This window comes from Serratia sp. MF1(2023) (assembly GCF_030954545.1).
In the GTDB taxonomy this organism is placed as follows: Bacteria; Pseudomonadota; Gammaproteobacteria; order Enterobacterales; family Enterobacteriaceae; genus Serratia; species Serratia sarumanii.
Genome location: NZ_JAVHUX010000030.1, coordinates 61,240 through 74,194, shown reverse-complemented (window position 1 = coordinate 74,194; position 12,955 = coordinate 61,240). Strand labels below are relative to the sequence as shown.

Below are 12,955 nucleotides of genomic sequence, written 5' to 3'. Positions count from 1 at the left end.
ACTTTCTGGCGGTTTGCCGCTGGCTGCCAAGCCCGGCAAGGTAATGCCGGACGGCACTGAGTTTGTCTTGCAGCGAAAACTTCATAGAACTGCACCTCCAAATGTCAGATGTGTCCAACATTTGGGGTGCAGTTCACACGCCGCGCCCTGATGCTTAGTACTTCAGCATGAAAGAACGATAGGCCTTCAACACCAGCAGGAAGTCCTCAACGCCGCAGAATGAGAGGCTTTCTTCGTCGTAGTAATTCATCCCCTCTTCCATTTCATCGCCCTCGAACTCCAGCTGATTGGCGCGGATCATCACTTCCTCACCATCCATCAGCAGCGTATATTCATGGCCTTCCAGCTGCCATTGACGTTCACTGCCTTTGACCTCGGCCGCACCGGCTTCAATCCGGTCCAGCAGGTTGAAATCGCCTTTGACTTCTTCGTTGATCCAGTGGCCAATCGCTTCATGCCCCATCGAAAATCTGACGATCACCTGACCGGTGACGTCACGCAGAAATTCGTAATCCATAGCATGCCCTCCTGAGCCCTTTTTCTTAGTGTAAACATAAATGGCGGACTAACTCAGTGAGCGCTCGCAAAGTTGGCAACTGAGCAAAATAAAACGGGAGGCCAAGGCCTCCCGTTAAACAGTTGCGCAATATAGCGGCTTACACGGCGGTTTGGAAGATCACGCCGTCGGCTTTTTCGGTGTACTGCCCCAGCTGGTCAAAGTTCAGGTAGCGGTAGGTATCCGCCGCCGTCTTGTCGACCTGCGCCATATAGGTCTGGTACTCGTCCGGCGTCGGCAGGCGGCCCAGCAGGGACGCAACCGCAGCCAGTTCAGCTGACGCCAGATAGACGTTGGCGCCGGTGCCCAGACGGTTCGGGAAGTTACGGGTCGAGGTGGAGACCACCGTCGCACCGTCCGCCACGCGCGCCTGGTTGCCCATGCACAGCGAGCAACCCGGGATCTCGATACGTGCGCCGCTCTTGCCGAAGACGCTGTAGTAGCCTTCTTCGGTCAGCTGAGCCGCGTCCATCTTGGTTGGCGGTGCCACCCACAAGCGGGTCGGCAGCTGGCCCTTATGCTGATCCAGCAGTTTGCCGGCCGCGCGGAAGTGGCCGATGTTGGTCATGCAAGAACCGATGAACACTTCATCGATTTTGCTGTTGGCCACGTCGGACAGCAGGCGCGCATCGTCAGGATCGTTCGGCGCGCACAGGATCGGCTCTTTGATCTCGTTCAGATCGATGTCGATCACCGCCGCGTATTCCGCATCCGCATCGCCTTCCAGCAGTTGCGGATCCGCCAGCCATTTTTCCATGCCCTGAATACGGCGCTCCAGCGTACGGCGATCGCCGTAACCTTCGGAGATCATCCACTTCAGCAGCACGATGTTGGAGTTCAGGTACTCTTCGATCGGCGCCTTGTCCAGCTTGATGGTACAACCGGCGGCGGAACGTTCGGCGGACGCATCGGTCAGCTCAAACGCCTGCTCGACCTTCAGATCCGGCAGGCCTTCGATCTCCAGGATGCGGCCGGAGAAGATGTTTTTCTTGCCCTTCTTCTCGACGGTCAGCAAGCCTTGCTGGATCGCGTAGTAAGGGATGGCGTGCACCAGATCGCGCAGGGTGATGCCCGGCTGCATTTTGCCTTTGAAGCGCACCAGCACCGACTCAGGCATATCCAGCGGCATTACGCCGGTCGCGGCGGCAAACGCCACCAGGCCGGAACCGGCCGGGAAGGAGATGCCGATCGGGAAGCGGGTGTGGGAATCGCCGCCGGTGCCGACGGTGTCAGGCAGCAGCATGCGGTTCAGCCAGGAGTGGATCACGCCGTCGCCCGGACGCAGCGAGACGCCGCCGCGGTTCATGATGAAGTCAGGCAGCGTGTGGTGCGTGGTCACGTCGACCGGTTTCGGGTACGCGGCGGTGTGGCAGAATGACTGCATGACCAGATCGGCGGAGAAGCCGAGGCAGGCCAGGTCTTTCAGCTCATCGCGGGTCATCGGGCCGGTGGTGTCCTGAGAACCGACGGAGGTCATCTTCGGTTCGCAGTATTCGCCAGGGCGAATGCCGGCGACGCCGCAGGCGCGGCCGACCATTTTCTGCGCCAGCGAGAAGCCTTTGCTGCTGGCGGCGACCGGTTTGGCGATACGGAACACATCGCTGTGCGGCAGACCCAGCGCTTCGCGCGCCTTGGTGGTCAGGCCGCGGCCGATGATCAGCGGGATACGGCCGCCGGCGCGCACTTCATCCAGCAGCACGTCGGTTTTCAGCTCGAAGTTGGCGATCAGCGCGCCGGTTTCGTGGTTGCGCACTTCACCTTTGTATGGGTAAACGTCGATCACGTCGCCCATGTTCAGCTCGGACACGTCCACTTCGATCGGCAAGGCGCCGGCATCTTCCATGGTGTTGAAGAAGATAGGCGCAATCTTGCCGCCCAGCACCACGCCGCCGCCGCGCTTGTTCGGCACGTGCGGGATGTCGTCGCCCATAAACCACAGCACGGAGTTGGTGGCGGATTTACGGGAAGAACCGGTGCCGACCACGTCGCCGACGTAAGCCAGCGGGAAGCCTTTTTTGTTCAGCAGCTCGATCTGTTTGATCGGGCCGACGCTGCCCGGCTGATCCGGCACGATGCCTTCACGTTCGTTTTTCAGCATCGCCAGCGCGTGCAGCGGGATATCCGGGCGCGACCAGGCGTCCGGCGCCGGAGAAAGGTCATCGGTGTTGGTTTCGCCGGTGACTTTGAACACGGTGACGGTGATCTTTTCCGCCAGCTCAGGGCGCGACAAGTACCATTCGGCGTCGGCCCAGGACTGCATGATCTGCTTGGCGTGCGGGTTACCGGCCTTGGCCTTCTCTTCCACGTCGTAGAAGTTGTCGAACATCAGCAGCGTGTGGGACAGCGCTTTCGCGGCGATAGGCGCCAGCGTTTCGTTATCCAGCGCTTCGATCAGCGGGTGAATGTTATAGCCGCCCTGCATGGTGCCTAACAGTTCAATGGCTTTCTCGGGGGTAACCAGGGGGGATGTCGCTTCACCTTTGGCGATGGCCGCCAGGAAACCTGCTTTGACGTAGGCGGCTTCGTCGACGCCCGGTGGAACACGGTTAATCAGCAGGTCTAACAGGAATTCTTCTTCGCCTTTTGGCGGATTCTTCAGTAGTTCGACCAGCGCGGCCATTTGGGTGGCGTCTAGCGGCTTAGGGGCGATGCCCTCAGCAGCACGCTCGGCTACGTGCTTACGGTATTCTTCTAGCACGACGTTCTCCTCGCTCTCATTGTCATTTATTGTGCCTGGCGTATATGCAAACCGGGTTTATACCCTTGGGGTTTCACTCTGTGGCTAGGCGATCGGCCCGTAAAGGCCCCGAAACGGTGATTGGGGCAAACAGACACGGTCAAACAGCGTTACAGCATGAAAGACTGATGGGTAGAGCGCACGGCGATATTGATGCCATCTATCCCGACGGGGCACTGCTGTCGATGTCCTGGACTGTAAGGTACAGTGCCCGGTTCCGCTCAGCCAGCATATCAGGATTTGAAACGGTTGTTAATTCGTTCACATAAAAGCAACATTAAATCTTTGCTGAATCGTTGAGCGCAGCGTAATCGGCTGCCGGACTAGCAGGGCATTATATCCATATAATTAGAATGGATATAAGCAGGAGGATCGGAATTTGGCGCAGCGGCCACAAAAAAACCGCTTTCTGAGTTTGAGCAAAAAAAACGGCCCCTTTTCAGGAGCCGCTTGTTAACCGGTCAAGCCAGCAGAATTACTTCTTCTTGGCTTTCGGGTTAGGCAGGTCGGTGATGCTGCCTTCGTAGATCTCCGCCGCCAGGCCCACGGATTCGTGCAGGGTCGGGTGAGCGTGGATGGTCAGCGCGATGTCTTCCGCGTCGCAGCCCATCTCGATAGCCAGACCGATTTCACCCAGCAGTTCGCCGCCGTTGGTGCCGACAATCGCGCCACCGATGATGCGGTGAGTTTCTTTGTCGAAGATCAGTTTGGTCATGCCGTCTGCACAGTCGGAAGCGATCGCACGGCCGGAAGCCGCCCACGGGAAGGTGGAGGTTTCGTAGCTGATGCCTTTCTCTTTCGCTTCTTTCTCGGTCAGACCCACCCATGCCACTTCCGGCTCGGTGTAAGCGATGGATGGGATCACTTTCGGATCGAAGTAGTGCTTCATGCCGGCGATAACTTCTGCGGCAACGTGGCCTTCGTGCACGCCTTTGTGCGCCAGCATCGGCTGACCGACGATGTCGCCGATAGCGAAGATGTGCGGCACGTTGGTGCGCAGCTGTTTGTCGACGTTGATGAAGCCACGCTCGTCAACTTCAACACCGGCTTTGCCGGCATCCAGCAGTTTGCCGTTCGGCACGCGGCCGATCGCCACCAGCACCGCGTCGTAACGCTGTGGTTCTGCCGGCGCTTTTTTACCTTCCATCGTGACGTAGATGCCGTCTTCTTTGGCTTCTACCGCGGTCACTTTGGTTTCCAGCATCAGGTTGAACTGCTTGCTGATACGTTTGGTGAAGACTTTCACCACGTCTTTATCTGCCGCCGGGATAACCTGATCGAACATCTCAACGACGTCGATCTGTGAACCCAGCGCATGGTATACGGTGCCCATTTCCAGGCCGATGATGCCGCCGCCCATAACCAGCAGACGCTCTGGGACGGTTTTCAGCTCCAGCGCATCGGTGGAATCCCACACGCGTGGATCTTCATGAGGAATGAATGGCAGTTGGATCGGACGAGAACCTGCAGCGATGATGGCGTTGTCGAAGTTGATGGTGGTTGGGCCGTTTTCGCCTTCAACAACCAGGGTGTTAGCACCGGTGAACTTGCCCAGGCCGTTGACCACTTTCACTTTACGGCCTTTCGCCATGCCAGCCAGACCGCCGGTCAGCTGAGTGATGACTTTTTCTTTCCAGACGCGCACTTTGTCGATGTCGGTTTTCGGCTCGCCGAAAACGATGCCGTGTTCGGCCAGCGCTTTGGCTTCTTCGATCACTTTGGCAACGTGCAGCAGTGCTTTGGAAGGGATACATCCCACGTTCAGGCAAACCCCGCCCAGAGTGGAATAACGTTCAACCAGAACGGTTTCAAGACCTAAGTCAGCGCAACGAAAGGCTGCAGAGTAACCTGCCGGGCCCGCCCCAAGTACCACGACCTGAGTTTTAATTTCAGTACTCATCATGACCTCTTAATTGATTGTCCGGCGGGTCAGACGTCATTTTTATTGCTAATCGATCTCATAACGCCCTTCATCCACCGGGACGCTTACACCGCGAGCAGTTTACAGAATTGTTAATAATCTGCAAAGCGTGTTCGAGTGACCCGTGTCTCAACAATTTTGTCGAGTTATGCAAAATCCGACAAAACTGCTACAGAATCGTCAGGGGCGCAGCATGCTGCGCCCCTTTTGCATTACATCACCAGACGGCGAATGTCGGACAACATGTTGTTGATGATGGTGATGAAGCGCGCACCATCGGCACCGTCGATAACACGGTGGTCGAAGGACAGCGACATCGGCATCATCAGGCGCGGCATGAACTCTTTACCGTTCCAGACCGGCTCCATCGCAGACTTGGAGACGCCCAGGATAGCCACTTCCGGCGCGTTGACGATCGGCGCGAAGTGAGTCGTCCCGATGCCACCCAGGCTGGAGATGGTGAAGCAGCCGCCCTGCATCTCGCCCGCGGTCAGCTTGCCGTCGCGCGCTTTCTTGGAGATGGTCATCAGTTCGCGAGACAGCTCGGTGATGCTCTTCTTGTTCACGTCCTTGAACACCGGAACCACCAGGCCGTTCGGGGTATCTACCGCCACGCCGATGTTGATGTATTTCTTCAGCGTCAGCTTCTGACCGTCTTCGGACAGCGAGCTGTTGAAGCGCGGCATCTGCTCCAGAGCGGCAGCAACGGCTTTCATGATGAACACGACAGGCGTGAACTTCACGTCCAGCTTGCGCTTGGCCGCTTCTTCGTTCTGCTGTTTGCGGAACGCTTCCAGATCGGTGATGTCGGTTTTGTCGAAGTGAGTCACGTGCGGGATCATCACCCAGTTGCGGCTCAGGTTCGCGCCAGAGATCTTCTGGATGCGGCCCATTTCGACTTCTTCGATCTCGCCGAACTTGCTGAAGTCCACTTTCGGCCATGGCAGCATGCCTGGCAGACCGCCGCCGGCAGCGGCCGGGGCCGCTTCAGCGCGTTTCACCGCGTCTTTCACGTAAGCCTGAACGTCTTCGCGCAGGATGCGACCTTTACGACCGGTGCCTTTCACTTTCGCCAGGTTAACGCCGAATTCACGCGCCAGACGACGAATGACCGGGGTCGCGTGCACGTATGCCGCGTTCTCGGCGAACTCGCCTTTGTCGTCAGCTTTCGCAGCCGGAGCGGCGGCTTTCGCGGCGGCCGGCGCCGGCGCAGCTTCCGCTTTAGCGGCTGGAACGGCGGCAGCGGCAGGCGCAGCGCCTTCCACTTCGAACACCATGATCAGGGAGCCGGTTTTCACTTTGTCGCCGGTCGCGATCTTGATCTCTTTCACGGTACCCGCGAACGGTGCAGGCACTTCCATGGAGGCCTTGTCGCCTTCCACGGTGATCAGAGACTGCTCGGCGGCAACCTTGTCGCCCACCTTAACCATCACTTCGGTCACTTCGACTTCGTCGCCGCCAATATCCGGCACGGCGACGTCTTTGGCCGCAGAGGCCGCAGGCGCTGCAGCGGCAGCCGGTGCTTCAGCCGTAGCCGGGGCCGCAGCGGAAGCGGCGCCGGCCACTTCGAACACCATGATCAGGGAACCGGTTTTCACTTTGTCGCCGGTCGCGATCTTGATCTCTTTCACGGTACCCGCGAACGGCGCAGGGACTTCCATGGAAGCCTTGTCGCCTTCCACGGTGATCAGGGACTGCTCGGCTTCCACCTTGTCGCCCACTTTCACCAGGATCTCGGTCACTTCGACTTCGTCGGCGCCGATGTCCGGCACGGCAACGTCTTTGGCCGCAGCGGCGGCCGGGGCAGCTGCTGCTGCCGCCGGTTTTTCTTCCGCTTTCGCCGCCGGTGCAGCTTCCGCTGCGCCTGCCGCTTCGAAGATCATGATCAGTTTGCCGGTTTCGGTTTTATCGCCGACCGCCACTTTGATCTCTTTCACCACGCCCGCCTGCGGGGATGGCACTTCCATGGAAGCCTTGTCGCCTTCCACGGTGATCAGCGATTGTTCCGCTTCAACTTTATCGCCGACCTTCACCAGAATCTCGGTGATTTCGACTTCATCTGCACCGATGTCCGGTACGTTGATTTCGATAGACATTATTCAGTACCTCTTAGGCCAGACGCGGGTTAACTTTTTCCGGGTTGATGTCGAATTTCTTGATTGCATCGGCAACCACAGAAGCTTCGATCTCACCGCGTTTAGCCAGTTCACCCAGAGCAGCAACCACCACGTAGGATGCATCGACTTCGAAGTGGTGACGCAGGTTTTCGCGGCTGTCCGAACGACCGAAGCCGTCGGTGCCCAGTACGCGATAGTCGCTGGCCGGCACATAAGTACGAACCTGTTCGGCGAACAGTTTCATGTAGTCGGTAGAAGCTACCGCCGGCGCGTCGCTCATCACCTGAGCGATGTAAGGCACGCGTGGCGTTTCGGTTGGGTGCAGCATGTTCCAGCGCTCGCAGTCCTGGCCGTCGCGCGCCAGTTCGGTGAACGAGGTCACGCTGTAGGTGTCGGAACCCACGCCGTAGTCCTTCGCCAGGATCTGCGCAGCTTCGCGCACGTGGCGCAGGATGGCGCCGGAGCCCAGCAGCTGTACCTTGCCTTTGCTGCCTTCCAGCGTTTCCAGCTTGTAGATACCCTTGCGGATACCTTCTTCCGCACCCTGCGGCATCGCAGGCATGTGGTAGTTTTCGTTCAGCGTGGTCAGGTAGTAGTACACGTTTTCCGGGTTGTCGCCATACATGCGCACCAGACCGTCGTGCATGATCACCGCCACTTCGTACGCGTAAGCCGGATCGTAAGAGATGCAGTTAGGGATGGTCAGAGACTGAATGTGGCTGTGGCCATCTTCGTGCTGCAGACCTTCGCCGTTCAGGGTAGTACGGCCCGAGGTCCCGCCGATCAGGAAGCCGCGCGCCTGTTGGTCGCCCGCTGCCCAGCACAGGTCGCCGATACGTTGGAAACCGAACATCGAGTAGTAGATGTAGAACGGAATCATCGGCAGATCGTTGGTGCTGTAGGAAGTCGCTGCGGCCAGCCAGGAAGAGGCTGCGCCCAGTTCATTGATGCCTTCCTGCAGGATTTGGCCTTTCTCGTCTTCTTTGTAGTAAGCAACCTGTTCACGGTCCTGCGGGGTGTACTGCTGGCCGTTCGGGCTGTAGATACCGATCTGACGGAACAGACCTTCCATACCGAAGGTACGCGCTTCGTCGGCGATGATTGGCACCAGGCGATCTTTGATCGACTTGTTCTTCAGCATCACGTTCAGGGCACGCACGAAGGCGATAGTGGTGGAGATCTCTTTGTTCTGCTCTTCCAGCAGCGAGCTGAAATCTTCCAGCGCCGGCATTTCCAGTTTCTGGGTGAACTCCGGCAGACGCGTCGGCACGTAGCCTTTCAGCGCCTGGCGACGTTCGTGCAGGTATTTGTACTCTTCGGAATCTTTCTCGAAGGTGATGTACGGCAGTTTTTCGATGTCAGCATCGGCAACCGGCACGTTGAAACGATCGCGGAAGTGGTGAACCCCTTCCATGTTCATTTTCTTCACCTGGTGAGCGATGTTTTTACCTTCCGCGGTTTCACCCATGCCGTAACCTTTGATGGTGTGGGCCAGGATAACGGTCGGTTTGCCTTTGGTGTCCTGCGCTTTTTTCAGTGCAGCGAAGATTTTCTTCGGATCGTGACCACCACGGTTCAGCGCCCAGATTTCGTCGTCGGTCATGTCTTTGACCAGCGCCGCGGTTTCCGGGTAACGGCCGAAGAAGTGCTCGCGCACGTAAGCGCCGTCTTTGGATTTGAAGGTCTGGTAGTCGCCGTCCAGGGTCTCGTTCATCAGCTGAACCAGTTTACCGCTGGTGTCTTTACGCAGCAGTTCGTCCCAACGGCCGCCCCAGATCACTTTCAGCACCTGCCAGCCTGCGCCGGAGAAGATGCCTTCCAGTTCGTTGATGATCTTGCCGTTGCCGGTGACCGGGCCGTCCAGGCGCTGCAGGTTGCAGTTGATGACGAACACCAGGTTGTCCAGCTTCTCGCGGGTCGCGATGGTGATGGCGCCTTTGGATTCCGGCTCATCCATCTCGCCGTCGCCCAGGAAGGCGTAAACGGTCTGCTCAGAGGTGTCTTTCAGGCCGCGGTGTTCCAGGTATTTCAGGAACTTCGCCTGATAGATGGCGCTGATTGGGCCCAGGCCCATGGAAACGGTCGGGAACTGCCAGAATTCCGGCATCAGCTTAGGATGCGGGTAAGAGGACAGGCCGTTGCCGTGCACTTCCTGACGGAAGTTGTTCATCTGTTCTTCGGTCAGGCGGCCTTCAAGGAAGGCACGCGCGTAAACGCCCGGAGAGATGTGGCCCTGGAAGTACACCAGGTCGCCGCCGTCTTTCTCGTTGCGTGCGCGGAAGAAGTGGTTAAAGCAGACTTCATAGAAGGTCGCGGAAGACTGGAAGGAAGCCATGTGGCCGCCCAGCTCCAGGTCTTTTTTGGATGCGCGAAGAACGGTCATGATCGCGTTCCAACGGATCGCTGAGCGAATGCGGCGTTCCAGATCCAGGTTGCCTGGGTAGGCCGGTTCGTCTTCTACCGCGATGGTGTTGACGTAGTTGTGCGCTGCAGCACCGGCCGCAACGTTAACGCCGCCTTTGCGGGCTTCTCCCAATACCTGATCAATCAGAAACTGAGCTCGCTCAACACCCTCTTCACGGATGACCGATTCGATCGCCTGCAGCCAGTCGCGGGTTTCGATCGGATCCACGTCATTGTTTAAACGTTCTGACATGGTGGTATTCCTTATCTGTCTAATGGTTTGTTTGGAGCCTGTCTTCCTGTGCTCTGTGCAAAAACACACGAAGACAGGCCCATCAGTTTAGTTGCCGCTTAAGTACTTAACTAAGTACCTCGAACTTAACCCCCGCAGGCTGGTGTACCCTGAAGAGGACAGCTCTTAATCCTTGCGTTGCTGGAGACGCCGTAGCGATCTCTCGCGCCGAGTATGCTCCCGGCTGAGATCCAGCAAGATTTCCTCGATAAACGCCAAGTGGCGATGCGAGGCTTCACGGGCCTTTTCCGGCTCGCGTGCCACAATCGCCTCAAAAATTCCGGCGCGGTGGCTGCTCACTTTTGCCAACATCTCACGGCGCGAGTAGAGCAATTCAAAGTTCTGACGCACGTTCTGTTCCAGCATCGGCCCCATGCAGCGTAGCAGGTGAAGTAACACAACGTTGTGGGCAGCTTCGGTCACGGCGATTTGATACTGCATGACCGCATCGGCTTCGGCGTCGAGATCGCCGCTGTCTTGAGCCTGTTGAATCACGATGTGGCAGTCGCGGATGCGCGCCAGATCTTCATCGGTGCCGCGCAGCGCCGCGTAATAGGCGGCAATGCCTTCCAGCGCGTGACGGGTTTCCAGCAGATCGAACTGTGATTCGGGATGGTCGGCCAGCAGCTCGGCCAGCGGATCGCTGAAGCTCTGCCACAGATTAGTTTGCACGAAGGTGCCACCGCCCTGACGACGCAGGAGCAGCCCTTTCGCTTCCAGGCGCTGAATGGCCTCTCTCAGAGAAGGACGGGAGACATCAAATTGTTTCGCCAGCTCGCGCTCCGGAGGCAGTTTTTCGCCTGGGCGCAGTGTCCCCTCGAGGATCAGATATTCGAGCTGTTGCTCGATAACATCTGACAACTTGGGTTGGCGGATTTTGCTGTAGGCCATGAGTGAATTCTTCTCTGCGAATGGCGCGGAGTCAATTGGTAATACCAATTTCAAAAACGTGACGGTAAAGTAACAAAGTATTCACCTCCTGTCCATACGGGCCTTGATCGAAATCAGGTTACCCGCACATTTTAACACCCCGCTGAAAACCCCGCTGCAAACCGGTAACGCCGTGATGGTATTACCATTTACGCGCCGGGTTGGGGATTTAACTTTTACCAAACCTTACGCAAGGAAGAGTGCAAACTTTTTGCCCAAGTTTTATTGCATGGTTATGACGCTTTAATGAATGGCTATTTGGCGAGCAGCGCCACGGTGATTCGTTCATTATTTGAACGCGCGCCGCCGCTCGGATCTACGTTATTTTTGCGCATTATGTGATTTGTTGCTTATTTCATGCACTGAATCCCTCCCGCCGTCACACAACCCGCATTTTGTTTCCTAAACTGCTGCAATCTTAATCACTCACACGACAAAGCAGGTGCAAACCGACGCGCATAACATTATTCTCTGCCAAACGGTAGCGGCACCGTGGAATTAATAGCTATAACGCCGTAAATAAAACAAAACACACATCGTAACCACTGCTTTACAGGCATGTGGGCATTCACAACGACAGAGGGTTTGATTGATGGATGGTCAACAGCATGGTGACCAGCTGAAACGCGGCCTGAAAAACCGCCATATTCAGCTCATCGCCTTAGGTGGCGCAATCGGCACCGGGTTATTTCTCGGTATCGCTCAAACAATAAAAATGGCCGGCCCGTCAGTGCTTCTCGGCTACGCCATCGGCGGCTTCATCGCGTTTCTGATCATGCGCCAGTTGGGGGAGATGGTGGTGGAAGAGCCGGTTGCCGGTTCCTTCAGCCACTTCGCCTACAAATACTGGGGCAACTTCGCCGGCTTCGCCTCCGGCTGGAACTACTGGGTGCTGTATGTCCTGGTGGCGATGGCGGAACTGACCGCGGTCGGCATCTACGTGCAGTACTGGTGGCCGGAGATCCCCACCTGGGTTTCCGCCGCGGTATTCTTCCTGGCGATCAACGCCATCAACCTGGCCAACGTCAAAGTTTACGGCGAGATGGAGTTCTGGTTCGCCATCATCAAGGTGGTGGCGATTATCGGCATGATCGTGTTCGGCGCCTACCTGCTGTTCAGCGGCATGGGCGGCCCGGAGGCCACCGTCACCAACCTGTGGGCGCAGGGCGGGTTCTTCCCCAACGGCGTCATGGGCCTGGTGATGGCGATGGCGGTGATCATGTTCTCCTTCGGCGGCCTCGAGCTGGTCGGCATCACCGCCGCCGAAGCCGACGACCCGCAAAAGAGCATTCCGAAAGCCACCAATCAGGTGATCTACCGCATCCTGATCTTCTATATCGGTTCGCTGGCCATTCTGCTGTCGCTGTACCCTTGGGGCAAAGTGGTCGAAGGCGGCAGCCCGTTCGTGCTGATCTTCCACGCGCTGAACAGCAACCTGGTGGCGACCGTGCTGAACATCGTGGTGCTTACCGCCGCGCTGTCGGTGTACAACAGCTGCGTCTACTGCAACAGCCGCATGCTGTACGGCCTGGCGCAGCAGGGCAACGGCCCGAAAAGCCTGTTGAAGGTCGACGGTCGCGGCGTGCCGGTGGTGGCCATCGGCATTTCCGCCCTCGCCACCGCGCTGTGCGTGCTGATTAACTACCTGATCCCGGGCCGCGCCTTCGAACTGTTGATGGCGTTGGTGGTATCGGCGCTGGTGATCAACTGGGCGATGATCAGCCTGGCGCACCTGAAGTTCCGCGCCGCTAAAAATCGCGAAGGCGTGGTGCCGAAGTTCAAAGCCTTCTGGTACCCGTTCAGCAACTACCTGTGCCTGCTGTTCATGGCCGGCATCCTGGTGATCATGTACCTGACGCCGGGCATTCAAATCTCGGTGCTGCTGATCCCGGTGTGGGTGGCGATCCTGGCCGTCGGTTACGCCATCAAACAGCGCAGCCAACGCGTCGACGGCGTCACCAGCCGTTGAACCCCGTGACCGCACAGTAAAATGGCCCGC

At 57.8% G+C, this 12,955-nt stretch carries 7 protein-coding genes; 1 reads left to right on the top strand and 6 read right to left on the bottom strand.

Features of this window, described 5'->3' with window-relative positions:
* Positions 1–154: 154 nt before the first annotated feature.
* From yacL to pdhR, 6 genes are all read right to left on the bottom strand, one after another.
* Entirely contained in the window at positions 155–517 is a 363-nt protein-coding gene (gene yacL / locus REA38_RS15375; protein ID WP_004937507.1) for a protein YacL, read from the bottom strand.
* 139 nt (positions 518–656) lie between these two features.
* On the bottom strand, positions 657–3,254 hold the full coding sequence (gene acnB / locus REA38_RS15370; protein ID WP_033635927.1) for a bifunctional aconitate hydratase 2/2-methylisocitrate dehydratase: 2,598 nt from the start codon (positions 3,252–3,254) through the stop codon (positions 657–659).
* Between the two features lie 514 nt (positions 3,255–3,768).
* Positions 3,769–5,193, bottom strand: a complete 1,425-nt coding sequence (gene lpdA / locus REA38_RS15365) for a dihydrolipoyl dehydrogenase (protein ID WP_004937500.1) — start codon at positions 5,191–5,193, stop codon at positions 3,769–3,771.
* A 233-nt stretch (positions 5,194–5,426) separates the two neighbouring features.
* Positions 5,427–7,310, bottom strand: coding sequence for a pyruvate dehydrogenase complex dihydrolipoyllysine-residue acetyltransferase (gene aceF, locus REA38_RS15360; protein ID WP_041036654.1), 1,884 nt, complete (start codon positions 7,308–7,310; stop codon positions 5,427–5,429).
* A gap of 13 nt (positions 7,311–7,323) precedes the next feature.
* Positions 7,324–9,987 carry a pyruvate dehydrogenase (acetyl-transferring), homodimeric type gene (gene aceE, locus REA38_RS15355; RefSeq protein ID WP_004937495.1) on the bottom strand — a complete coding sequence of 888 codons (2,664 nt, stop codon included), beginning with the start codon at positions 9,985–9,987 and terminating at the stop codon, positions 7,324–7,326.
* 165 nt (positions 9,988–10,152) lie between these two features.
* Positions 10,153–10,917 carry a pyruvate dehydrogenase complex transcriptional repressor PdhR gene (gene pdhR, locus REA38_RS15350; protein ID WP_004937490.1) on the bottom strand — a complete coding sequence of 255 codons (765 nt, stop codon included), beginning with the start codon at positions 10,915–10,917 and terminating at the stop codon, positions 10,153–10,155.
* Positions 10,918–11,548: 631 nt separating this feature from the next.
* Here pdhR and REA38_RS15345 point away from each other — a divergent pair.
* Positions 11,549–12,925 (top strand): amino acid permease, encoded by a 1,377-nt coding sequence (locus REA38_RS15345; RefSeq protein WP_033635929.1) that lies wholly within the window; start codon positions 11,549–11,551, stop codon positions 12,923–12,925.
* Positions 12,926–12,955 lie beyond the last annotated feature (30 nt).